This window comes from Nocardia sp. NPDC004711 (genome assembly GCF_053601595.1).
In genome coordinates, this window is sequence record NZ_JBSGCB010000018.1 from 158,074 (window position 1) to 181,277 (window position 23,204).

Annotated in this window: 25 protein-coding genes; 17 read left to right on the forward strand and 8 right to left on the reverse strand. The window is 66.7% G+C overall.

The genetic code is table 11. The features are described 5' to 3' along the window. The first annotated feature begins 89 nt into the window (after window positions 1-89). The 3 genes from ACWEKS_RS20280 to ACWEKS_RS20290 all read left to right on the forward strand — a co-directional run bounded on the left by ACWEKS_RS20280 (window position 90) and on the right by ACWEKS_RS20290 (window position 1,705). Window positions 90-764 (forward strand): MspA family porin, encoded by a 675-nt coding sequence (locus ACWEKS_RS20280; protein ID WP_452341511.1) that lies wholly within the window; start codon window positions 90-92, stop codon window positions 762-764. A 66-nt stretch (window positions 765-830) separates the two neighbouring features. Beyond that, entirely contained in the window at window positions 831-1,508 is a 678-nt protein-coding gene (locus tag ACWEKS_RS20285; protein ID WP_452341512.1) for an MspA family porin, read from the forward strand. Between the two features lie 38 nt (window positions 1,509-1,546). Continuing rightward, window positions 1,547-1,705 carry a hypothetical protein gene (locus tag ACWEKS_RS20290; protein WP_452341513.1) on the forward strand — a complete coding sequence of 53 codons (159 nt, stop codon included), beginning with the start codon at window positions 1,547-1,549 and terminating at the stop codon, window positions 1,703-1,705. A 75-nt stretch (window positions 1,706-1,780) separates the two neighbouring features. On the opposite strand, the gene ACWEKS_RS20295 is transcribed toward ACWEKS_RS20290, so the two are convergent. Further along, on the reverse strand, window positions 1,781-2,437 hold the full coding sequence (locus tag ACWEKS_RS20295) for a YcnI family copper-binding membrane protein (RefSeq protein ID WP_452341514.1): 657 nt from the start codon (window positions 2,435-2,437) through the stop codon (window positions 1,781-1,783). 414 nt (window positions 2,438-2,851) lie between these two features. Here ACWEKS_RS20295 and ACWEKS_RS20300 point away from each other — a divergent pair, with 414 nt between their 5' ends. The 4 genes from ACWEKS_RS20300 to ACWEKS_RS20315 all read left to right on the forward strand — a co-directional run bounded on the left by ACWEKS_RS20300 (window position 2,852) and on the right by ACWEKS_RS20315 (window position 5,466). After that, on the forward strand, window positions 2,852-3,271 hold the full coding sequence (locus ACWEKS_RS20300; protein WP_452341515.1) for a hypothetical protein: 420 nt from the start codon (window positions 2,852-2,854) through the stop codon (window positions 3,269-3,271). Window positions 3,272-3,557: 286 nt separating this feature from the next. Next, window positions 3,558-3,989: a copper resistance CopC family protein gene (locus ACWEKS_RS20305; RefSeq protein WP_354833265.1), complete on the forward strand. Its 432-nt coding sequence runs from the start codon at window positions 3,558-3,560 to the stop codon at window positions 3,987-3,989. A gap of 63 nt (window positions 3,990-4,052) precedes the next feature. Continuing rightward, complete coding sequence (locus ACWEKS_RS20310) at window positions 4,053-4,757, forward strand: hypothetical protein (protein ID WP_452341516.1); 705 nt, start codon at window positions 4,053-4,055, stop codon at window positions 4,755-4,757. Window positions 4,758-4,833: 76 nt separating this feature from the next. Beyond that, window positions 4,834-5,466, forward strand: coding sequence for a YcnI family copper-binding membrane protein (locus ACWEKS_RS20315; protein WP_452341517.1), 633 nt, complete (start codon window positions 4,834-4,836; stop codon window positions 5,464-5,466). A gap of 90 nt (window positions 5,467-5,556) precedes the next feature. Here the strand turns inward: ACWEKS_RS20315 and ACWEKS_RS20320 are convergent, their stop codons facing one another. Further along, window positions 5,557-5,970: a hypothetical protein gene (locus tag ACWEKS_RS20320; RefSeq protein ID WP_354833271.1), complete on the reverse strand. Its 414-nt coding sequence runs from the start codon at window positions 5,968-5,970 to the stop codon at window positions 5,557-5,559. Between the two features lie 333 nt (window positions 5,971-6,303). Beyond that, complete coding sequence (locus ACWEKS_RS20325; protein ID WP_452341518.1) at window positions 6,304-7,305, reverse strand: AraC family transcriptional regulator; 1,002 nt, start codon at window positions 7,303-7,305, stop codon at window positions 6,304-6,306. A gap of 383 nt (window positions 7,306-7,688) precedes the next feature. On the opposite strand from ACWEKS_RS20325, the gene ACWEKS_RS20330 reads away from it, so the two are divergent. Beyond that, window positions 7,689-8,198 carry a hypothetical protein gene (locus ACWEKS_RS20330; protein ID WP_452341519.1) on the forward strand — a complete coding sequence of 170 codons (510 nt, stop codon included), beginning with the start codon at window positions 7,689-7,691 and terminating at the stop codon, window positions 8,196-8,198. Between the two features lie 812 nt (window positions 8,199-9,010). Next, window positions 9,011-9,733, forward strand: coding sequence for an SDR family oxidoreductase (locus ACWEKS_RS20335; RefSeq protein WP_452341520.1), 723 nt, complete (start codon window positions 9,011-9,013; stop codon window positions 9,731-9,733). A gap of 58 nt (window positions 9,734-9,791) precedes the next feature. Here the strand turns inward: ACWEKS_RS20335 and ACWEKS_RS20340 are convergent, their stop codons facing one another. Both ACWEKS_RS20340 and ACWEKS_RS20345 read right to left on the reverse strand, forming a co-directional pair. Beyond that, entirely contained in the window at window positions 9,792-10,556 is a 765-nt protein-coding gene (locus tag ACWEKS_RS20340) for a patatin-like phospholipase family protein (RefSeq protein WP_452341521.1), read from the reverse strand. A 286-nt stretch (window positions 10,557-10,842) separates the two neighbouring features. After that, the gene (locus tag ACWEKS_RS20345; RefSeq protein WP_452341522.1) at window positions 10,843-11,595 is read right to left on the reverse strand and encodes a TetR/AcrR family transcriptional regulator; all 753 of its coding nucleotides are present in this window, start codon (window positions 11,593-11,595) and stop codon (window positions 10,843-10,845) included. A 36-nt stretch (window positions 11,596-11,631) separates the two neighbouring features. On the opposite strand from ACWEKS_RS20345, the gene ACWEKS_RS20350 reads away from it, so the two are divergent. Beyond that, a complete protein-coding gene (locus ACWEKS_RS20350) occupies window positions 11,632-12,429 on the forward strand; it encodes a class I SAM-dependent methyltransferase (protein WP_452341523.1) in 798 nt (265 codons plus the stop codon). 16 nt (window positions 12,430-12,445) lie between these two features. Here ACWEKS_RS20350 and ACWEKS_RS20355 read toward each other — a convergent pair whose 3' ends face one another. Next, window positions 12,446-15,181: an ATP-binding protein gene (locus ACWEKS_RS20355; protein WP_452341524.1), complete on the reverse strand. Its 2,736-nt coding sequence runs from the start codon at window positions 15,179-15,181 to the stop codon at window positions 12,446-12,448. A 287-nt stretch (window positions 15,182-15,468) separates the two neighbouring features. Between ACWEKS_RS20355 and ACWEKS_RS20360 the strand changes: the two genes are divergently transcribed. The 6 genes from ACWEKS_RS20360 (at window position 15,469) to ACWEKS_RS20385 (ending at window position 20,562) form a co-directional block, all read left to right on the forward strand. Beyond that, entirely contained in the window at window positions 15,469-16,380 is a 912-nt protein-coding gene (locus ACWEKS_RS20360; RefSeq protein WP_452341525.1) for an NAD-dependent epimerase/dehydratase family protein, read from the forward strand. A 135-nt stretch (window positions 16,381-16,515) separates the two neighbouring features. Beyond that, the gene (locus ACWEKS_RS20365; RefSeq protein ID WP_452341546.1) at window positions 16,516-16,929 is read left to right on the forward strand and encodes a secondary thiamine-phosphate synthase enzyme YjbQ; all 414 of its coding nucleotides are present in this window, start codon (window positions 16,516-16,518) and stop codon (window positions 16,927-16,929) included. Between the two features lie 390 nt (window positions 16,930-17,319). Beyond that, complete coding sequence (locus tag ACWEKS_RS20370) at window positions 17,320-18,150, forward strand: SDR family NAD(P)-dependent oxidoreductase (RefSeq protein WP_452341547.1); 831 nt, start codon at window positions 17,320-17,322, stop codon at window positions 18,148-18,150. Window positions 18,151-18,315: 165 nt separating this feature from the next. Continuing rightward, the gene (locus tag ACWEKS_RS20375) at window positions 18,316-19,083 is read left to right on the forward strand and encodes an NAD(P)/FAD-dependent oxidoreductase (RefSeq protein WP_452341526.1); all 768 of its coding nucleotides are present in this window, start codon (window positions 18,316-18,318) and stop codon (window positions 19,081-19,083) included. Further along, window positions 19,053-19,595 (forward strand): YceI family protein, encoded by a 543-nt coding sequence (locus ACWEKS_RS20380; protein ID WP_452341527.1) that lies wholly within the window; start codon window positions 19,053-19,055, stop codon window positions 19,593-19,595. The genes ACWEKS_RS20375 and ACWEKS_RS20380 overlap by 31 nt, the downstream gene beginning before the upstream one ends. A 16-nt stretch (window positions 19,596-19,611) precedes the next feature. Further along, window positions 19,612-20,562, forward strand: coding sequence for an alpha/beta fold hydrolase (locus ACWEKS_RS20385; protein WP_452341528.1), 951 nt, complete (start codon window positions 19,612-19,614; stop codon window positions 20,560-20,562). 266 nt (window positions 20,563-20,828) lie between these two features. On the opposite strand, the gene ACWEKS_RS20390 is transcribed toward ACWEKS_RS20385, so the two are convergent. Continuing rightward, a complete protein-coding gene (locus tag ACWEKS_RS20390) occupies window positions 20,829-21,317 on the reverse strand; it encodes a hypothetical protein (protein WP_452341529.1) in 489 nt (162 codons plus the stop codon). Window positions 21,318-21,454: 137 nt separating this feature from the next. Continuing rightward, window positions 21,455-21,925, reverse strand: coding sequence for a cupin domain-containing protein (locus ACWEKS_RS20395; protein WP_452341530.1), 471 nt, complete (start codon window positions 21,923-21,925; stop codon window positions 21,455-21,457). A gap of 76 nt (window positions 21,926-22,001) precedes the next feature. Between ACWEKS_RS20395 and ACWEKS_RS20400 the strand changes: the two genes are divergently transcribed. Next, a complete protein-coding gene (locus ACWEKS_RS20400; protein WP_452341531.1) occupies window positions 22,002-22,574 on the forward strand; it encodes a TetR/AcrR family transcriptional regulator in 573 nt (190 codons plus the stop codon). Window positions 22,575-23,204: the final 630 nt, after the last annotated feature.

Sequence of the window (23,204 nt, forward strand, 5' to 3'; positions counted from 1 at the left end):
TTCACCTCACGGACCTGCCGGGAACCGAACGTGTTCGCATCCGACTAACTGTCCGGAAAACGCAAGTCACAGTTGATGAAGGACCATTCGTGAGGGAAATCCAGAATTCCGCCGTGCGTCGTGGTGCCCGTGTCGCGGGCGCCGGGGCAGCGGCGGCCGTGGCCATCGGCCTGCTCTCCACCGGCGCGGCCAATGCCGACACCTTCGTGCCGCTGCCGGATGGGCAGAAGGCCGCGCCGGGCGTCACGGTCAACCGCACCGGCGAACACGCCGTGGTCTCACCGTCGCTGGCGGCCAACGGCGCGGGCCGGGTGGTCTGGGTTTCCGGCATCGCGACCGCCGATGTCACCGATACGCCGGACGGCACCGTCGGCCCCAACAACGGTCCGGTGAGCCAGGCCGGCTCCAACAACTCCTCCACACACGGTGCCTCGCAGATCAGCACCGGCTATATCGTCGGCTGCCAGGTGAGCATCGGCGAGGACGCCGTCTCGGCGGGGGTCTCGGGCTCGCTCAGCCTCAACGGCGGCAGCCTCGGCGGGTCCATCGGCGTGAATCTCGGCCCCGGCCAGGTGCAATTCGTGCAGATCGACTACAAGGACATCCTGAAGGCGGGCACCTACTCGGTGGAATACCGGGACGCCGAAGTCCAGATCCAGGGCTGCGCGGGCTACGCCCAGGCGCGGGCCTACACCGTGGTCGAGATCATCGGCGACCACTACTCCAAGACCACCCTCTACGGGCAGCCGTTCAGCATCGGCTGACGCCGCGCCCGACGTCGCCAATTCACCTCTCGCATCAGCGAATTCGATACCCAGAGGGAAATCATCATGCAGTTCCGTAAGACCGCGGCCCGGCTGGCCGGAATCGGCGCGGCCGCCACTGCCGCCCTGGGCATGTCCGCCGCCGGGGCGGCTCACGCCGACACCTTCGTGCCGCTGCCCGGCGGCCACCTGACCCAGACCCTGTCCGACGGCACCGTCATCGATGTCACGCTGACCGGCGAATCCGCCACCATCAGCCCGTCGATGGGCGCGACACCCGTGCACCGCAATGCTTGGGCGTCCGGCGCCGTCTCGGTGCAGCTGTCCGGAACCACCGCCAAGGGCGGCCGCATCGACCCCGGATATGTCGTCGGCTGCCAGGTCGCCATCGACGGCGGCGGTGTGAACGGCGGCCCGAGCGTCGGGGCCAGCTGGGACAACCAGGGCAATGTCACCCCGCAGGCGGGCGTCAACGGCGGCGGCAACCTCAGCCTCGGCCCGGGTCAGGCCCAGGCCTTCCACCTGCTGGATCTCGAACAGCCCGACGACTTCGGCCGCGAGACCCACCGCTGGCGCAATGAATTCCACGGTCCGAACGGCAGCGTCAGCTGGTCCGACGAGACCATCGCCCTGTCGGGCTGCGGCGGCTACGCCCAGGCGCGCTCGTTCGTGAACGTCGAAGTGGAAACCGACAACGTCAAGACCTGGGTCACGCTCTGGGGACAGCCCTTCGGTCTCGGGTGATCGAGCGGACGCGAGTGACTGCCAGAGAGGAATCGGCGATGAGTACACGGTTCGGCGTGATACCCAGGATCGCCGGATTCCTGCTCGTGCTCGCGGTCGTGTTCGGTGCGGCCTGGGCGGTCGGCACGTGGGCTGCTCCCGGTCACTCCGGGCCGCAGGCTCCGACGACGACGGCACGTCACAGCCACGGTCATTGAGAAAGACGCGCGGCCGACGGGTACCTGCCCGGGTGGGCGGTACCGGTCGGCCGCGGTGCAGGATCGGGTAACGCCTCAGGACTTGCGGCGGGCGAATCCGAGGCCGAGGGCGCCGAGCAGGCCCAGCGCACCCAGCACGATGCCGACGCTGCCGAGCCAGCGGGCCGTCGTGTCCTTCTCCGACTGGGACTGCGGCATCGCGGTCTTGATATCGCCGTGACCGGCTGTAGCGGACTGCTTCGAAGCCAATTGCAGTACCGGAGCCGGATTCTCGGGCTCGGAGCCGCCCGACGAGGTCTGGTCCCACTTCACGACCTGCCCATCCGCATAGGTCTGGGTGGCGGGCATGGTGATCGAATCGGTATCGGGCAGGCCGTCGGCCAGCACGGCGAAGGACCCGAACTGTCCCGGGCCGATGCCGCCGCCCGCGTCCGCGGTCCAGGTGACGCCGGTGACCTTGTGATCGGCGTCGCGCGAGACCTCCGCGCGCCAGCCCGGCATCGCCTGGGTGTTCACCTCCGTCAGCGCCGGGAATTGCACGGTCAGCGCGGTGGTCGGGCTGCCGGTGGCCGACTCGTTCGGCACCCGGAACGTCAATACGGCCGAACCGCCGCGGGCGGCATCGGGCCCGGAGACGCTGACATGGGCACCCGCGGGTGCGGCCGCGATCACGACCGCCGCGGCCGCGGCGACGCCGGTGAACGCGGCTCGATACATCCATGCATTCTTCATCGAAACGGTCACTCCTTCGTCTGAACGGGATCGGAGACAACCTCGTGTTCTCCGTAGACTATGCCACCTGTTCAGAGCCGATATCTATAACCAGCTGCTCGGTGTCGAATCGGCTCGGCTCGGTCGCCCGAATCTCTTCCGTTCAGAAGCGAATTGGCCTTGTGGTCGAGTTGTTTTCGAGGCGCGGAAGGGATTTCGGGAATTCCGGTGGACCGGTTATAGTCTTCGCGAATCCATTCCGCTCTGGCTTGTCTGTGAAGGTTGTCGACGATGGTTGTGCTCGCGTGTGCCGGCGCTCCGTCGCGTGACCGAATACGTGGCAGCCTGGCCGGAATTCTGTGTGGCCTATTGGCCATAGCGGCCCATGGCTTCGAGGGCGCCCTACCGCATTCGGCCGCACTGACACTGCTTCTGGTGGTCAGCGGCGCCGTCGGCGCGGCGGTCGGATCTCCTGCCGGGCGCGGGCGGGTCCGGCTCGTCGCGGCGCTCGGAGCAGGGCAGTTCCTCGCGCACAATGCGCTGATGATGGCGACCGTCGCGGATCATTCCCACACCACCGTCGAAGGGTCCGGCGTCGCCGGATGGACGATGCTGGCCGCGCATGCTGTGGCAACCGTGCTCGCCGCCTTGCTGATCGCCGCGGTGGAACGTGTCTACGCCGCGGTGTCGCGCGCCGTCTGGTCGCTGCTCGCCCACTTCGAATCGCTTGCGCCGGATGAGGATCGGCTGGTCCGCACACCCGACGCGCCCGCCCGGCCGCCCGGTGCGCTGCTGCTCGGCGCCATCTCCCGGCGTGGCCCGCCGATCTCTTCCGCCCTCGCGACCGTGCTCTGATCCGGGTAGGCCCGGGTACGCGCGCGTCCGAGGCTGTCCTGTGCCCGTCGCGGATACGTTGTCCGCGCCGGAAGGATATCGGTGCGCCAATTTTTCGGTCCGGCTCACGGCTGCGTAAATCGCGCTGTGAGAAATTCCCCGGCGGCCGTGTGCAATTGACTTCTGTGCACTGATATCGAAATCGCGCGGTGTCGATCGTTTATCGACCATTGGCAATTCATGCTGCGCGCACGACGGATTCGTGCTGCCGTCGACCATTCCGGTCGGCGTGTGGAAGGGAAATGCTTTGTCGAGCAATAAATTCACGTGGCCCGGTCGCGGGCTGCCCCGGCTGCGGCCCGCGTTCACGGTGCTGGCCGCGGCATTGATCGGCGCGACAGTGCTGGGCACCGGAGTGGCCGACGCGCACTCGCACATCACGCACGCCGAGCCGGCCGACGGTGCGGTGCTGCAGGCGGGTCCGCCGCAGGTGAGCGTCACCTTCAACGAGAAGGTGGACGATCCGGAATTGGCGGTGAGCGGTCCGGACGGCAACACCTGGTCCGTCGGCGATGTGCACGTCGACGGTCGCACGCTCAGCGTCGATCTGGCCCCGCTGGGCCCGGCCGGGGTGTACACCACCCACTTCACCGTGACCTCCAAGGACGGCCACCGCATCGAGGGGCAGCGCACGTTCACGCTGGCCCAGCCCGGTGACGGCACCGCACCGCAGCAGTAGTTCCCCTCCTCCCCACAGCTTTTCGTCTCGCGGACCGGAGTTCGCGAGGAAGGACATCCCCTGATGAAGACCCTGAACAAGTTCACCGCCACCGCCGCGCTCGCCGTCGCCGCGCTCGCCATCACCACCGGCACCGCCGCCGCCGACGCCCCCGCGACCCAGGAACGGCCGGGCAGCACCGTCAGCACCGACATCGCCCCCGGCATCCACTACACCGCCAATGTGGTGGACCACTCCGTCGTGCTGCGCACCGACGCCGGCCGGATCAACGTGCGCGGCACCCAGTTCGAGATCCTCGACGCCGACGGCAAGCTGGCCTTCGGCATGCCGCTGACCTACCAGCTGGACAAGAAGGACTGGCCGATCGCCGCGCAGGTCGACGCGGATGGCAAGACCATCACCCTCACCCCGAGCGCCGACCCCGCACAGGCCACCCCCGCCGCCGAGGTCGCCCTGAAGCCGGTCTTCTCCCAGGACGACTTCAACGACGCCCTCGGCGTGGCGGGCACTCAGATCGGTCTGGCCACCGCGATCGGTGGCATGCTCGGCGCGGCCATCGGGCTCGTCGGTGGCTGCATCGCCGGTGCGATCGTCGGCACCGAGCTGATGCCGCCGGTGTTCCTGATCGGCGCGCCCGGCGGCTGCATCGCGGGCGCGGGCGTCGGCGCGGGCCTCGGCACCGCCATCGGCACCCTCGCCATCGGCGCGCCGGTGACCGTGGTCAGCCTGATCCAGATGTACAACACCCTCACCAACAGCCAGAATTGATCCGCGTCCCGGGTGTCCCGCGTCGCCGGGACACCCGGCACGGCGAATTCGGCTACCTCCGAACGGATTTCCCGCCATGGCTCTCTCCTCCATTTCCCGGACCGCCATTACGGCCGCGATCAGCGCCGCCGCCCTGCTCACCGGCGCGGGCGTCGCCTCCGCGCACGTCACCGTGTCCGCCCCCGACGCCGTCCAATCCGGCGACGCGGTCCTCACCTTCCGCGTCCCCAACGAGTCCGGCACCAATAGCCTGACCACCGCACTGACCGTTCAGTTCCCATCCCTGCTGTCGGTCGACGCCCAGCCGATTCCCGGGTGGAAGTCGGTCATCACCAAGGACGCCGGCGGCAAGGTCACCGCCGTCACCTGGACCGCCGATCCCGGCGCGGGCATCGCACCCGGCCAGTTCCAGCAATTCCAGGTCCTCGCCGACGACCTGCCCGACCAGGACCACCTCACCTTCCCGGCCACCCAGACCTACTCCGACGGCGAGGTCGTGAAGTGGGATCAGGCCGATAACCCGGACGGCACCGAACCCGAACGCCCGGTCCCCACACTGGATCTCGCGCCCAAGGGCTCCGACCACAAGCCGACGACCGCGGCGACCGCCGACCACGACACCACCGCCCGCTGGCTCGGCGGCATCGGAATCGCCCTGGCCGCAGGAGCACTCGGCGGCGCCGCCTTCGCGACCCGCCGCCGCGCCTGAGAACCCGCCCGCCTGACACCGGTCGTGCCCGTGCCCATCACGAACACGGGCACGACCTCGGACAAGGGTGAACCTCCCGCCCGCGGTTCGTCAGCCGAGGTGGTCGAAGCGGCGCTTCGTGGTGGTGACAGGGGAATTCAGGGTCAGGTCGAGTACGGTGACCGTCACGTCGGTGATGGATCCGGATTGGAATTTGGGCGACTCGCCGAACAGTTGAACGGGATTCACCGTGACGATCGTCTGCTGGGGCTGGCCGATGCAGTTGACCGGGGCGAGGGAGCTGCCGTTGACTCCTGAGCCGAGGTAGGGCGTGGCTCGGACCGTCACCGACAGTTCCGCGCCGAGACCGGAGGTGCACTGGTAGGTCACGCCGATCACGGCATTGCCATTGGTTTCTCGGGCGGTATCGACGGTGAGCGTGGCGGTCGCGTCCGCGGTGCCGGTGGCCAGCACGGTGGTGACGGCGAGCGCGCCGAGTGCGGTGACGAGGGAGCGTGCGTGCACGGTGTTTCCTTGCTGTCCGGACGGCTACCACACGAAGCACCGACGACCCGGCAACCAGCCGATCCGCCGACCCGCATGCCGATTGCAATACCGTTGGCCTGCACTATTTTTCGGATTCCGGCGGTGCCTCGGGAGTGAGGATAGCGGATAGCAAACCAACCGTGACGAACTTTTGAGACATTCGCCGGAAATAACTGGTCGCCCGACCGAGACTGCGCCCCACCGGTCGACCGCGCCGGCGGCACCCGACTTCGGGAATCGACGATCACATCGCCCGTGTCGGGCGGAGTCACCTTGGCTCAGAGGGTATTCCGGCCACTGACCCCGGGAGGTTCAGGCCCGCGCGGTGGTCGGCGGCAATCCGCTGGCCCGGGGGACGCTGTGTTCGGCGCGCCATTGGTTGGGAGTCAGGCCGTAGCGTTGGCGGAAGCGGCGGGTGAAGTGGGTGGGGTCGCGGAATCCGCTGGCGTGGGCGATGGCGGCGATGGAGCGTTGATGTGCGGCGGGGGCGGAGAGCAGGCGGCGGGCGTGGTCCAGGCGGGCGGCGATGAGGCGTTGTTCGAGGCTGATCCCGGCCTCGGCGCACAAGCGGTAGAGGCGACGCACCGAAATGTGGTGTGCGGCTGCGATGGTCGGCACGTGCAGGTCGGGGTCGGTGGCGCGGCGGCGGGTGAAGTCCAGGATCTGACGCATCAGCAGGTGGGCGGGGACCGCGGTGCCGTCGCAGGGGCCGTGCTCGGCGGCCGAGATCAGCACTGCGCGAAGCAGTTCGATGCACGCATGGCCGAGTTGCTCGGCGGCGGGATCGCCGGTGAGGCCATCGGCACGGTCGATCATGGAGGCCAGTTGCGTGGTGAGGAGTGAGTGCAGGGGACTGGTGTGCAGGTTTCCGGTCGCCGCGGCGATGGTGTCGCCGGGCAGGTCGAGATGGTCGGCGTCGAGGAACATCCCGATCGGGGAATCCTGCCCGGACCAATCGAATCGGAGTGGCCGCGAGTAGTCGAACACCTCGCAGGCCCCCGGTCGCGCCACGTATCGGCGGTGCTCATGTTCGCGGCGACCGGTGCGCGACGGCAGCAGTGACACCGTGAGCATCGAAGTCGGGGAGGCGCGCACGTGCGCGGCGCTGCGGGTGGTCGATATGCCCGGCATATTCGCCCGCATCAGGGTCACCGGCCCGACCTGCCATGTCTCCACCCGCGCTGACACCGCATCCTGCCCAGGCGCGACTTCGAGTTTCCGATCCGCCCGAAGTGTTGTTTGCTCGAGCGTCGCCACGAGGGCGGGGAGGCGATCTCTCGGCGGCAGGGCGGCCGTGTCGAACACCACGCTCATCAGTCAGCTCCCACCCCGCTCCGTGCGCGATTCCGCGCCCCGCCACCATCGAGGTGCGCACCGTCGGGCACCCGTGAGCCGGAAGCTTAAACACGTGAATGGCTAATCGTCGGCACCTCCTGAATCCCGGATGTTCCTCCCATCACGCCGAAAACCGGCAGGCAAACGGGGCATCGTCGGCTCACGGTGCCGTCTCACCGGCTCTCGCTGCCGATTCCGGACGCTCCGCCTGCTCGGCGCATATCGGGCACTCCGAAGCGGGTCCGGCCTCGAATACGTGGGGTGGCGTGCCCGTCCCCTTCCGGCCGGGCACGCCACCTTCGGTGAATTCGCCCTGTGCACAGCATGATTCGCCCTTCCTCCCGTGAAAGGACCCCAGCGTCATGTCCGCCCGCGCAGTCCTCGTGATCGTGGCCCACGTCCTGTTCGCCGCCGCGGCCACACCCGCCGCCGCCGCACCGCTCCGGTCGGGCGGGTACCGGATCTTCCTCGAGGCCCAGCCCGCCTACACCCTGCGGCCCGTCGTCACCGCGGCCGACATCGCCGATGTGCGAACGAGTGCGGACGAGGGCGCGGACACCAACCGGTGGGAGCCGGTCCTGATCGGGTACCGGCCCGCCGGGCCGGTGTTCCAGCTCCTCAACTCCTCGACCAGGCTGTGCCTGCAACCCGTTCGGCTCGACTCGCTGACCTACTCCGTCGGCCAGAACGTGTGCGGCGTCGCCGACACCGGCCTGTGGTACGTGAGCGAGACCAACGGCAACCGTCGCGTCAGCCTCGCCTCCGACCCCAGCCGAACCCTCTACGGCGACACCACCTCCACCACACCCGTCGCACTGCTCGGGGCCATCGGCGACGAGCCACGTGCCCGCTGGATCTTCCGCCATCTCTGACCCGGCCGCCCGCCGGCGGGGTGTACCCCGACCGGTGCAACGGTGCGGTGGCGGCCGGGTCGTGCCGCGCGACCCCGCCGACGCCCGGCGCGAACCATGGCGCCACAACCGAAACCCCTACTGCGATGGGCATTCCCGGCGTCGACGGGCACGAGTATCCAGGCTAGGGCCGCCCACCCGGCGCACGGGCGAACCAGGGAACGCCAGTCGGCGGCTGTCCGCGCCGGACCTTCGGCTCTGACTGCCCCGCCCCGCCGCGCCGGACGCCGCTGGCATCGGAATGGCAGGATCCGCTCGCGAGCGGCGCGGTGAGCCGGAATCACTGCTACAGAGCAGCGTTCATCGTCGCCGAACGTTTGGTCCGCAATGACCGCGCGGCGTGATCGGAGATTGCGTGCACTGATAGTCCCGCTGCGGCCGGCCGCTGGGTCCCCTGCAGGTGGGTGGTTCGGTGGCGACCGGCCGCAGCGGGTAGGCCGGGGAAGGCGGCTCATTGCGTTCCCGCAGCCCGCTACGAGGCTGCCAATGTCGGTAGCCGTTGCCAACAGCTGTGCCTGCACCACCATCGGCCCTCACTGTCACCGGCCGTTCCTGCTGTTCTGAAAGCAACGGGCATCCTGGACCGGGTGACCTGCGTCGAAGTCCGGAGCGGCGTCGTTGGTGGGCGGGTCGTCGATCTGATCGGTGATCTGTAGGTGTTACGGTGCGGCAGAACGTAGTTCGACCTGGATTGGTCGCCGATCCCCGCGATCGATGGGCGTCGGCGTGAGTGCGCGTGATCGGAGGAGCCGGTGCTTGCGGGCAAGGTGTGTGTGATCAACGGTGCCGCCAGCGTGATCGGTCAGGCTGTCGCCGAGAGGTTTTCCCGTGACGGTGCGGTGGTTGTCGGCGTCGACAAGGTCGAGCATTCGGTCGGCGATAGGTCGATGCGGGCCGACCTTGCCGATGAGCCGCAGGTTCAGGCGATGTACGAGGAGGTCGTGCGCGAGCACGGCCGACTCGACGTCATCTACAACAACATGGGACTGATGGATGCGGGTGACCACTCGGCGCTGGATACCAGCCTGGAGACCTGGCGGCGAGTCCAGGATGCGAATCTGACCAGCATCTTCCTGTCCTGCAAACACGGCATCCCATACCTGCGGAACACCGAGCCGGTCGGCGGTTCGGTCATCAATGCCGCATCGTTCCTGTCCGCGCTGGGGTCGGCGACCGCCCCGATGGCCTACACGGCCGCGAAGGCCGCCGTCGTCCAGTTGACCAGGGACCTCGGTGTTCATCTCGCGCGCAGCGGCATCCGTGTGAACGCGGTCCTCTTCGGTCCGATCGAGACACCGGCACAGCGCGCGGTCTTCGACCGCAATCCAGGAGCGCTGGACAAACGCCTGGTGCACTGGCCGATGGGCCGATTCGGCACCCTCGACGAGGCAGCCGGCGCGATAGCCTTTCTGGCCAGCGACGATTCCGGCTTCCTCACCGCCGCCGCACTCCCACTGGACGGCGGCATCACCGAAGCCTTCACCGTCCCGGAATAACGTCGGCGTCGCTGATCGAACGCCTCGGGCCACGCGCTGTTCGGCCGGTGCGCTGAGCTCATGCGGCCGGCCACATCTGCCTCACGGCAGACGCGTGGTCGGCGGCCTGTCGCAAACCGGTGTGGAACGCGGGTTCGAAGCCGGCCGGGTCGAACAGGTCCGGGCCGATCACGGCAGCGGTTTCGGGCACGATGAACATTGTTGTGGCGCCGCCCAATTCGCTGTCGGCCGGAGCGTGCGGATACAGGTGTGCGAGCGGTTCGATGATGAGGATCTGCCGCGCGCCCGCAGCCAGGTCGGCGTTGATGGTCGAGTGCATACCGCCGTCGACGTAGGAGGCGCCGTCGATGGGGACGGGCGCACCTACCCCCGGTGTCGCGGTGCTGGCTGCGACAGCTTCGGCAGGAGAGGCGGGGCCGCTCGCTGTCCAGACCTGCCGTTGCTTGGTGACAACGTCGATCGCGGTGATGAGCAGCTCTTTGTCGGGCCATGCGCTCAGGCCGATGAGCCTGCCCAGCTGGGCGATGCGCACCGCCGGGCTGTTCGGATCGGGCTGTGGTTCGAGACGTTCGTCGGTCGGGGCGGGCGAAGTTACCAGGCGCATCGGGTCGAGGCCCCCCGCGATTACGCATCCGGTGATCGAACCGGCGGAAGTGCCGACGATCCGGTCGGCGCGCGCCAGATCGATTCCCGCCTTGGCGAATCCGATTACGACCCCTGCCATCCACATCAAGCCGACGGCTCCACCACCGCCGAGGACAAGGGCGGTACCGCATTTGGTGGGGGGCTGTGCAGTCATGGTGTTGCTGCCGGTGCTCTTCATTGCCCGAGTTTACCTCGCCGAGTAAATATTTACTCGGATCAGTAACCAAGGCGACCGGGCGCGAAGTCACAGTGCGGTGCCCGGCTCGGTTGTGCTCGCAACCCGCGAGACCGGTGATCCGGCGGGACCAGGGCGATGTCGCGAGCGAATTCGGCTGCGGCATTGTCCTTTTCGCTTTCGTGTCAGAAAGCGCGCGGTGCGAAGGGCGGCATACCGCTGACGGGGACGAGTGCGGCGCGGTATGGGACGGATTCCCATGCCGGGGAATCGGCCAGCGCCTGGAAGGTCAGGTGGCCGACGTGATGGCACGCCGGAACAGGTCGACCAGTTCGGCCGCGTACGCATCGGGAGAGGTCAAGGTGCCTGTGGCGTAACGGATTCCGGCCGCGTCGATGGCGGCTCTGAGGGTGACCGCCATGACGAGCGGGTCGAAAGCGGTGAACTCGCCCGCAGCCTGACCCGCGCGAAGCTCCATCTCCAACCGTTCCAGTGCGGAGGCCTGATGCTGCGGGATCTGTAGTGGATCCCCGGCCGCGGTGCGCACGTTGTTGAAGATCTCGATCAAGGCCCGCATGTGTTCGGGCCGGTCTCGGTGATAGTCGAGGTTGGCTGTGATGTAGGCCGACAGCTGTGGCCATCGACCGGGGCCCGCGGCCTCGATTCGCGGGCTCATATATTGCTCGGCCGCGAGGACGATGTGGTCGACTACCGCGAGCATCAGATCGTTCTTGCCGTCGAAGTGGTAGGAAATCAGCCGCGTACTGCTGATTCCCGCGCGCGCCGCGATCTTGGCGAATGTGGTCCCGGTGTATCCGAATTCGGCGAGCGTGTCGATCGCCGCCGCAACTACCTGCGCACGTCTTGCCGCATTCGTTACCGACATGAGTAAGAAATTACTCATGTCGGTAACGAATGACAAGGCGGCCTCGGTGATGCGCCGCCTTTGGCTGCCAGTCGTTCGACGGATTCCGGCGACATGGTCTTTTCCTAACGTCGAGCGGGTACCTCCGCGACTTTTCCGCGGTGCACCCTCATCCAAGAAGTTAGGTATCGCGTGACCGTCCAACGTACCCGTTTGACTCTGAATCAGCTCGAGGAAACCCTGCTGATCACACTGTGGGCCAAGGCTCTCGACAGCAAGCTGCCCGTCCCGATGCTCGGCGACACCCGCTCCGCGGAGATCGCCGATCGGATCGACTACGACTTCGACACCTTGAAGATCAAGCCCGCCCTGACCTACGAAACAGCATTGCGCAGTAGGAAATTGGACGATGCCGTACGGTCCTTCACCACCGCGCATCCCGACGCGGTGGTGCTCGACCTGGGCTGTGGGCTGGATCCCCGAATGGTCCGGTGTCGGCCGACCGCCGGAATCGATTGGTATGACGTCGATTTCCCCGAGGTCATCTCGGTGCGTCCGCAATTCTTGCCGGAGCCTTCTCATCTCGTGGGCGCGGACGTCACCAGCGTGGACTGGCTCGCGGGAATACCGAGTGACCGGCCGGCAATGATCGTCGCCGAGGGGCTGATCCCCTTTTTGCCCGGCAGCTCGTTCCAAGTCCTGACCCGCGCTCTTACAACGCATTTCGGCACGGGTGAGATAGCCCTCAACGGCTATACGCGCTTCGCCGCGTGGGCGATGAAATACCATCCCACCATCAAGGCGCTCGGCATCACCGCCGCGGCGGGTTTCGACGACCCGCGTGAACCGGAATCCTGGGGCGCCGGGCTGACCCTCATCGACGAGGACTTCCTCACTCGCGCACCTGAAGTAGCCGATTGGCCGCAACCCCTGCGGGGACTCACCCGGACCATGTCCCGCAGCACCGCCCTGTCCCGTCAGGGCGCACGCATCCTGCGTTACCGGTTCTGACTCGGACCGGCTCCCATTACAGCTGGTGGACCAGTGCGGGTAGTTCGGCCCGCACTGCGACGCCGAGTTTGGGATAAGCCTTGTAGAGGTGGTAGCCGACAGTGCGGGGGCTGAGGAACAGCTGCGCGCCGATCTCGCGGTTCGACAGTCCGTGCGCGGCCAGGCGGACCACCTGAAGTTCTTGTGGTGTAAGCAGATCCAGTACCGAGGCGGTGGCCGGATGCCGGCCGGTGTCGCCGGTCGCGCGCAGCTCGGCGCGGGCTCGGGCGGCCCAGACGCTCGCGCCGATTCGATCGAAGGTCTCCAGTGCCGCGCGCAGACTCGTGCGCGCCTCGGTCTTGTGCCGGGCGCGCCGGAGCCATTCCCCATACAGCAGTTGGGTGCGGGCCCTCTCGAAGGGGCGGCCGCCTTTCTCGTGCAGCCGCACCGCTGCGGCATAGTGTGCTCCGGCCTCGTCATCAGAGCTCGTCTGGGCCAGGCAGCGTGCGTAAACGCCTTGAATCCACGGTGATCGGCTGGCGTCCGCCCAGCGGCGGAAGCGTTCGAGCGCTTCGCCGATGCGTGCGGGCTGCCCGGTGCGCATCGCGGCCTCGACGCGCAGCGGCGTGAAGAAGACGGCCATGTAGTGGCTGCCCATCGGGCCGCGGGAGGCGGATTCGATGCGGTCCAGTACTCGGTCGTAGCGACCCGCGCCCAGGTCGAGCAGCCCGAGCGCGGTGGTGGCCAGTAGTGCGGTGGCGAGTTCGCCGCGGTCGAGGGCGGCGGCCAGGGTGGGTTCGGCGAGTTCCCGGCAGCGCTGCTCATCGCCGGTCTGTGCCGCACCCCAGGCGAGAATGCTACGCAGGCCGTCCATCTGGTGGTGTTGTCCGATGGAGTCGGCCAGTGTCAGCGCCTCCTCTGCGTGGACCGTGGCGTCGCGGAGGCGGCCGGTGGCGTATTCGGCGGAGGCGAGATAGTGCAGGCGCATCGGCAGCAGCCGGAGTGTGGACTGCTCGCGGGCATCGGTGACGAGGGTCGTGAGCAGGTCGCGTGCCTCATCGTCCAGGCCGGTCATCAGGCCCATCGCGGCGGCGTTCATGCGCTCGTCCGGGCTGAAGCCCGCCGGGTGGGAGTGCGCGTGCATCGCGCAGGCGTGCAGCCGGTGGAGCGCGGCTTCGTCGTCACCACCCAGCATGCGGGCCATGCCGATCATTCCCTCGCTGATCGGAGTCCGGCCGGCGCGCTGTTGCAGCAGGGTCGCGGCCTCTTCGGTGAGTTCGGCATCGCCGACCAGCACGCCATTGCGCATGGCGTCCACGAGCATCATGCTCACGAGATCGGCCGGAGCCCGGCCGGCGGCGTCGATCAGGATGCGGGCGGCCCGGTGCCGGGAACCGAATTCCGATTCGACGATGGCGCGCAGGTAATCCAGGCGTGGTGCCTCCGATTGGTGGACGGGCCCGCGATAGGCGCGGCGGACGAGTGCGGCGGTCCGTTGCAGATCGCCGCCGGTCGCCGCTGCGTGGGCGGCGCAGGTCAGGCGGCGCGCAGCGGTGTGCGGTTCGACGGTCAGTTCGGCCGCGCGTTCCATGGCTGCGGCGGCGAGCGCGTGGTCGGCCCGTTCGGAGGCTCGCAGTGCCGCACTCTCGAGTGCCGTGGCGATATCGTCGTCAGGGCCGGTCGAGGCGGCGGCGCGGTGCCACGCCGCTCGGTCGGCGGCCTCGGGGGAGTGGCTCGCGGTCAGTGCCTCAGCGAGCGCGCGGTGCGCGTCGAGCCGGCGGTGCATCGGTGCGGCGCTCAGTACGGCCGCGCGGGCCAGCGGATGCCGGAAGGTTATCCGATCACCTTGGCGCACCAGCAGTCCCGAGTCCTCGATGGCTGCCAGTTCGGTGGGTCCCGCATGGTGGGCGGCCGCGGCAGCCAAGACGATTTCGAGCCGGCCGGTCTCCTCGACGGCGGCGATCAGCAGCAGTCTGGTGGCCCCGTCGTCCAGCCGTGCGGCGCGCGCGCCGAACGCCGTCTGTACCCGGGTGGAGAGGGGCAGTGTGGCGAGGTCGTAGGAGCCCGCCGGTGCGTGGCCGCTGCGTTGCTCGGTGCTCAGCGCGGAGGGTAGTTCGACCAGGGCCAATGGGTTGCCCTCGGTTTCGGCCAGGAGTCGGGCGCGCACGGGTGCGGCGAGTTCGGGATACCGCTCGTCCAGCAGCGCGGCCGAGGAGGCGGGATCGAGTCCGGTCAGTTCGCGAGTGGTGAGTGCGGTGAGTCCGGCCGGCTCCCGGGCTTCGCCGCGCACCGCGAACAGCAGTAGAACGCCTTCGTGGTGCAGGCGCCGGGCCGCGAAAGTCAGTGCCTCGGTGGAGGATCGGTCGAGCCACTGGGCGTCGTCGACGAGGCACAGCACAGGTCCGTCTTCGGCCAGTTCAGCCAGCATGGACAGCACGGCGAGGCCGACCAGGAAGCGATCGCCGGGTGCGGCCGGGGCCAGTCCGAAGGCGCTCCGCAGTGCCGCGGCCTGCGGTGCGGGCAGCGCGTCGAGCCGGTCGAGCACCGGATGCAGCAGTAGATGCAGGCCGGCGAAGGGGAGTTCGGCTTCCAATTCGATGCCTGCCACGCGAATCACGCGCAGTCCCTGGGCCTTCGCCGCGGTGTAGTCGAGCAGTGCGGTTTTGCCGATGCCCGCGGGCCCGCTCAGCACGTGTGCCCCGCTGCGGCCGGCGCGTACGTCCGCCACGAGTTGATCGATCAGCGCCTGTTCGTCGGCGCGCCCGTGCAGCACTCGGCAGACCCTACCTAAGCAAACTGGTCGGTACCAGACAGGTTGATCGACCGAATCCTCCGGTCCGATACCACGTATGGTGTTCCTACCAGGTGCAATCACACCTGGAGAAGAGACCCGCACGCATCCGAATTACTCGCTGAGCGAACGTGATCGGCGCTGGGCGCTGGCCCGAGCTGATGGACGACCAGGGCTTCGACGCCTTGGCGGCCGCCGCTGCAGCGGCCTCTATCGCACTCACCTGGAAGCATTGCGATCTGCGGTTTCCGTGATGACATGATGGCCGGGTGCGCGTACTTGTCACCGGAGCGAACGGTTACCTCGGTCGTGCTGTCGTCGAAGCCCTTCACTCTGCCGGGCACGAGCCCGTCGCGATGGTTCGCGCTCATGGGCTGGTGATTCCGGGCGCAGCCGATGTTCGCGTGGCCGATTTGCTCGACGACAAGGCGGTTCGCGACGCGGTAGAGGGCGTAGACGCGATCTGTCACCTCGCCGGGTTGGCGCGAGCCCGCGAATCGGTCGACGAACCATTGCGCTATTTCCGCGTGAATACCAGCGGAACGCTGTCGGTGCTCGAAGCCATGATCGACGCGGGGATCCGCGGGATCGTTTTCGCTTCGACCGGGGCGATCTACGGCACGCCGGATGTGCAGCCGATGACCGAGGACATCGGTGACGCGCCGCCCCATCCATACGCCGGCAGCAAGCTTGCGGCTGAGCTGGCCATCGAGGCCGCCGCTGGTAGCGGGGAACTGGCGGCAGTAATTGTTCGACTGTCGAATATCGCAGGCGGTGCGGATGGGGATCCGAGTCGGCTGATATCGCGTGCGTTGGCAGCTGCATCCGAGCGTTCGGCGTTGATCGTCAACGGTGATGGCACTGCCGTTCGTGACTACCTGCACATCATGGATGCGGCCCGCGCCCTCGTGGCATGTATCGAGCACCTCCCGCCCGTTGGCACCGCTACCCGCTACAACATCGGCAGTGGACGGGGTACGAGTGTGCTCGACGTGGTGGCCGCGGTGGAACGGGTAACCGGCCGATCTGTTGCGCTCGAGCATCGTTCTGCGGCAGCGGAACCTGCGGTGCTGATCAATGACCCGACCAAGGCGATGACCGAAATCGGCTGGAAGCCAACACATTCTGATATCGATGACATCGTTCGCGATGAATCACGGGCACTTCTAGAAGAATCCTGAAAATCCCTCGGTGAGTGGAAAAGCCCGGCAGTGACGGCGGCTTCAAGTCGATTCGGGCGGAGAGGGCTACGCCTTCGCCCGGGAGTCGGGGACGCCGATCTCATGAGACGGCACAGCTGGAGGACCATGATGCCCATGGAGAGCAGACTGATCGAGGTGGAGACGGGCCGTCGCGAGGTTGTCCACGACCTCACATCGCAGTGTGCAGCTTTTCTGCGTGAGACGGCGACGGAATCCGACGGGTTACTTCACGTATTCGTGCCGCACGCGACCGCGGGCATCGCGCTGATCGAACTCGGCGCAGGCAGCGACGATGACTTGCTCGCCGCGCTGCGGGACCTGCTGCCCGCCGACGATCGCTGGCGGCACGCACACGGCTCACGCGGACACGGACGCTCGCACGTCATGCCCGCGCTGATTGCGCCCTATGCCAGCATTCCGGTGTTGCGCGGTGAAATGGCGCTGGGGACTTGGCAATCGGTCGCCATCGTGGATCTCAATGTCGACAACCCGCTGCGGCACGTGCGATTGTCCTTCCTGGCCGGCTGAAACGAAGCATGGTGCTACTTCTGAGCCGACAGGCTGCTCAGAAGCCCACCGATTACCGGAATCGAGTTCGTGCTGCCGGTTCAGCCGGTGGACGGCGTGCAGCTTGCTCCAGCGGGAGCGCTCTGGACAACGTTGATCAGCTCCGTCGCGACAAGTTTGGAGGCGGTGCTGCTCCGTGGATTGAACTCGGCCATGGCGGTGAGCTGGGATCGCGCACGAATCGGGGCATGCGTAACGGAGGCGTAGGCGCGGCGGTGTCCCGGGTCACATCGCTGTTCTGTTACGCGGACGGGGCCGTCGGTGTCTTGTGTCCGTTCGGTGCGCAGCACGGAACATCAGCGGTGCGAACGCCCGCACCGCCGTGATTGCTCCTGCAGAAGAACGGAAATCATCATGAGCAAGGTCTGGTTTGTTACCGGCTCCTCCCGTGGCCTGGGCCGCAACTTCGTTGAGGCCGCCCTGTCCCGTGGTGACAGGGTCGCTGCGACCGCCCGGAACGCTGAACACCTTGCCGGACTGGCCGCCACCTATGGCGACGCGGTGCTTCCGCTACAGCTGGACGTGACCGATAGGTCGGCGGTGTTCGCGACTGTAGAGCGCGCCGGAGACCACTTCGGTCGTCTCGACGTCATCGTGAACAATGCCGGTTACGGCGTACTGGGTGCTGTGGAGGAGCTGAGCGAGCAACAGTTGCGAGATCAGTTGGAGACCAACCTGTTCGGTGCGGTCTGGGTTGTTCAGGCGGTGCTGCCGCAGCTGCGCGAGCAGGGTGGCGGGCACATTGTTCAGATCTCCTCGGTCGGCGGCGTGGCCGCGTGGCCGCTCGGTGGCGCCTACCACGCGTCGAAATGGGCGCTGGAAGGTCTGAGCGAGTCTCTCGCGCAGGAGGTTGCGGGCTTCGGCATCAAAGTGACTGTGGTCGAACCGAGCTCGTATGCGACCGAGGGGGCCGCCGGCGCCGTCCATGCCGAGATCGACCCACAGTATGGCGATCTCCGTGCGGCTTTCGCTGCCTACGCGCAGACGCTCGACCAGGGTGACCCGGCTGCTGCGGGGCGGGCACTGCTCGAGATCGTCGACAGCGATAACCCACCGCTGCGGGTGTTCTTCGGGGCGCAGGGCAACGAGATCGTTCCGCAGGTCTACGCCGACCGGCTGGCGACCTGGGCCGACTGGAACAAGATCGCGATCGAGGCGCAAGGTCGGACCCCCGCATCCTGATTCGTCGACCTGACCGCGGAAAGGCAACGCCCCCACCCGAATCGAGAGCGCTTCTCGAGTTGGGAGGGGGCTTCGCCATTCGTGATCGTGGATCACGGCCCTAGCTGGCCTGGTGACCTGCGTCACGTGTTGTTATGTCGAGGTGGCGGGCGGTGTCCCGAGGACATGAGTGAGCACAACAGCAGCTGTACGAAGGTCGTGGTGATCGGTGGGGGCTACGCCGGAACCGTGGCGGCCAACCGTCTGCGGCAGCGCGACGACGTCGAGATCACCGTGGTCAACTCTCGTCCGCGGTTCGTCGAGCGCCTGCGGTTGCATCAGTTCGTGGCCGGAACCGGTGAGGTCGCGATCGACTACGACACGCTGCTCGGTGCGGGCGCGCGGTTGGTGGTCGACGACGCCATTCGAATCGATACGGCCGCACGGACCGTGGAGTTGGCATCCGGCCGCGCGTTGGACTACGACTACGTCGTCTACGCGGTCGGCAGTACTTCGGCGGTGCCCGCCTCCGTACCCGGAGCAGTCGAATTTGCCTACCCGATAGCGGAATTGGAGCATGCGGAGCGGTTGCGCGCCGTCATCTCGGGGTTGTCCGCGGCGGCGATCACCGTCGTCGGTGCGGGGCTGACCGGGGTCGAGACGGCGGCCGAACTCGCCGAACAGGGTCATCAGGTCACGCTGGTCTGCGGCGATAGATTGGCCCCGACGTTTTCTGAGCCAGGGCGGCGGTTGGTGGCCAAATGGATGGCCAGGAATGGGGTCGAGGTGCTCGAGCGGACGCGGGTGGCCCAGGCCGCAACCCGGACAAGCTCGCCGCCGTCTCGATCGCGCGCACGATCGCCCGCCGTCCGCTGTAGGCGAGCCGATCGCGGTAAACCATCCAACCTCAGGAGTGAAAGACCATGTCGATCAACAACAAACTCAGTGAGCTGACCGGTGACTACGTCCTCGATCCAGCCCACACCCGGATCGGCTTCATCGCCCGGCACACAATGGCCACCAGGGTGCGCGGGAACTTCTTGACGTTCGACGGCAACGCGCACCTCGACTTCGACGCATCGCAGAGGTCCAGCGGTCGGCTCACGATCCAGGCGAAGAGCATCGACACCGGCAATCGGCAGCGCGACGATCTGCTGGGCAAGAAATTTCTCGGTGTCGACGACCACCCGACGATCACTTTCATCCTGACCGAGGTGGAACAGTCCGGTGAGGCGAATCTCGAGGTCACCGGTGACTTGACCATGAGTGGCATCACCCGGCCGATCACCATGGAATTCGAGCTGATCGGCGCGGAGACCGACCCGCGCGGCGCACTCCGGATCGATTTCACCGGCAGCGTCACTATCAACCGCAAGGACTGGGGAGTGCACTGGAAGGCAGCCGCAGGCATGGTCGGCCCGAAGGTGACCCTGCAGTTCGATGTCGCCTTATTCCGGAAGCCTTGAGCGGAAAGAGAATCGAGTGGACATCGACTCGAACGCGCACCGTCGACGCGGGTGGTGGCGCGCGCTGTCAGCGATGATGGCCCTGTTGCACCTCGGCGTGGCGACGCCATCGGCGGTATCGAGTGCGGACAGCCATGCGGATTTGGCTGCTCTCGACGGCGGCCGGTTCGTCGAGACCGCGGTGGCCCGCTTTCATTTCCTGGAGGAGGGTCAGGGGCCGCCCATCGTTCTGCTGCCGGGGGGCACGCTGTGGTCCTACACCTATCGCGACATCATTGGCGCGCTGGCTGCCGATCACACTGTCTATGCGGTCGACCTGCCGGGTTCGGGGTTCACTACCCTGCACGACGCGGATTTCGGATATGACGTGCGGGCCATGACAGAGGCTCTGCGGCTGTTCATGTCGGCGGTCGGCATTGCCCGTGCGTCCGTGCTGGCACATTCCCTGAGCGGTTCGGTCGCCGTGGATTTCGCCGCACGACATCCCTCGCAGGTGGATCGGCTGGTGCTCATCTCACCGCTCGTGCTGGATACCGAGCTCAATGCGAACATGCAGCTGATGCGCACGCCCTTCCTGGGCGAACTGGCCACGCGTGTGATGACCGAGGACATCTATGTGGCGGGACTGCGCGATGCGTATGCGCGCCCCGAGGAATTGACCAGAGAACTGGCGGACACCTACTGGATCCCGCAGAGCCACGACGAGAACCGCACGGCGATGTGGAAGCAGCCACGCAATCTCGATCTCTCCCAGGTGCAATGGGAAGCAAGCACGATCAGAGTGCGCACCCTGATCCTCTGGGGAGAACAGGATCGCGTCATAAGCCCATCGCAGGCGCAGCAACTCGCACACCTGATCCCCACGTCGACATTGCGAATGCTCGCAGGCGCGGGCCACAACGCCCATGAGGACGACCCCGCCGCCGTCGACACGGAACTGACCGGATTCCTCAGATCGGCTTGTTGAGGACGTCCAGCCGGTCCTGGGCAAGCAGTAAGCGCTGCCGACACCGTGCGCTTCATCCCGAACCAGCAATCGGTCCTATCGGTCCGATATCGGCGAGGGTTGATGGTGTTGTAAATCGGTCCCTACCAGTGGATTTCAGCAGTGGTGACGATTGGTTTGCAGGACCACGCTTGGGGATGGCAGGGGACCGAGCCATGGAGTCCAGCACCGCGAATGAGACTCAGGACTCGGGTGCCAACAGTCTGGTCAGCACCCGAATCTTGATCTCAGCCAGCGGAGATGCTGCTGATCAGGCACCCCAAGCTCGCCACTCCACCAGCGCTGAGACTGCCGATACTGGCCGCTGTTACGGCTACATCCAAAGTCTTGAAGTAGACGGAGCTGGCCGGCCCCAGTGACGACGGCACTTCGGTGACCATCAAGTGATAAGTACCGGCCTTGGTCGGCGACCAGACAGTGGTGAACGTGCTGCTGTTTTCTCCTATCCAGCTGAGGTTCGTCGCCGTCGGTACTGCGTCCGCAGGCACCCCGTCATCGATGGTCTCATTCATATAGATCTCCGCATTGCCCGGGAAGAGATTGGGCACAGTGATCGTGTAGGAGCGATTGACACAGATCGTGGAACTGGACAGCTGTGGTTGCTGATCACTTTGAGTTGCGGCCGATGCGGTCGTAGCCGAGACGATGGTGGCCACCCCCATCGCCGCTGCTGCGGCGATACCGACGGTCGAACGAGCAAGGACCGACAGGGTCATACTTCCTTCTCCAGTTGTCGAAAATCCCCGTACGTCAAGGGGACTGGCGCAGCGTATCGCGAGTGACTGACATCTATTTCAGATGTGATATCGCCCGAATCGGGGCGTGTGAAACGGAGGTGTAGGCACGCCGGTGTCTACGCCACCGTGGGTTCCTCGTACCGGATTTGGTACCTGGCGGCGATCGGGTTGATCTTGGCCGGGTCGAGGGCACCCGCGGTGAGCACGGTCGGCCCTGCCTCGATCAGATCCTCCAGATAGCACTCCCAGCCACCCGGTGACGAGATCTGGATGAGGCGAGGCGGGGGTGTGCAGGCGCGGCGCAGGGCGTGCGGAATGCCGTGGGGGAGTAGGACGAACATCCCGGCGGTGGCGTGTTCGACGCGGTCGTCGAATTCCACCTCGAGTGTGCCGTCGAGCACGTAGATGCATTCGTCGGCCACGTGATGGGTGTGGCGGGGGATATCGCGGGCGAGGGTGACTTCCAGGAGCGAGAAGCGGCCTTCGGTATCGGCGGTGGTGGCCTTCACGGCGAACGCGGGCGGCAGGGGCAGGCGGCCGGGGCGGGCCGCGCCGGCGTCGAGCAGCAGAAATCGATTGTGGGACATGGTGGTACCCTTCGACTCAAGAGAAACGGAACCGGAATCCGGATCCGTTTTGAGTGTAGGCAGGAAGGGGACCCGAGTGTCAAGCCCATCGTCGCCGTCGCGCAAGCCGCGTGCGGACGCCTCCCGTAATCGTGACCGCATCCTGGAAGCCGCACGAAACCTGTTCGCGGAGCGGGGAAGCCAGGTCCAACTGCCGGAAGTGGCGCGGGCCGCGGGTGTCGGGATCGGCACCGTGTACCGGCACTTCCCGGCACAGGCCGACCTTATCGAAGCCGCGGCCGCGCAACGCTTCGCCGAGATCGAGGAATACGCGCGCACCGAATGTCTGAACCACGCCGAGCCCGGCCGGGCGGTGCTGGACTATCTGACCCATGTCGGCGAAACCCTCGCGGCCGACAGTGGATTGTCCGCCGCCATCGAAGCCTCCCGTCAATCGCGCGGTAGTGAACCGCGCGGCGCTGCGCTGGAACAGCTCGCCGAGATCCTCGGCGCGCTCATCGAATCCGACCAGACTGCTGGAACGGTGCGCCCGGACCTGACCGTCGCCGATGTCTACATGGTGGTCGGCGCACTGTCCGCCACCATCCGCTCCGGCAGTGGCGACTGGCGCCGGTTGCTCACCCTGCTGTCCGACGGGCTGCGAGTTTAAGGCTGTATCGTGAATGTTGTTGTGCTGCAACACTGACACACTTCCTGGCGTCTCGACCGCCCGCAGAGATCGCCGGGTTCGGTGAACTGCTCGCCGAGCCGGCATCGAGGAACCACAGCGATCCGTGCTGCCGCAACCGCTTTCAGCCCCTGCCGGATCAGCTCGAAGTAGCGCTTCTTGACGGCCATCGGCGTCTTGCTGAGTGCGTATCGGGGCAGGCAAACGGGCGTGTCTCAGGGTGATTTACCAGAGGTTTCGTAGTGCCCCCGGACGGGCTCGAACCGTCACTTGGCGGATTTTAAGGTGGCACCTCTCGGTTGTTGGTGGGTTGTGGTAGTTCTTGACAACGCGCGAATCATGCTCTCTAGCAGCGTCTTCGCGTGTTTGTCGGCTTGATATGGTTGGCGGCGTACAAGGTTGCTGCGGGCCGGTTGCGGGCCCGGTGAGCCGATACCTGTGCGGCTGCGACCCGCTTTAGGAGGGCGTGATTAGTCGGTTTTGTGAGGTTTGTGCGTGATTGGGGTCGTTGGCTGGGATGGCCTGACCCGGTGATTCGTCGTTTGGATCGTTGGTGCGAATCGGTGGTGTCTGGCGCTGCTGCGTACGATTTGAGTACCGAGGTCGCGGGAT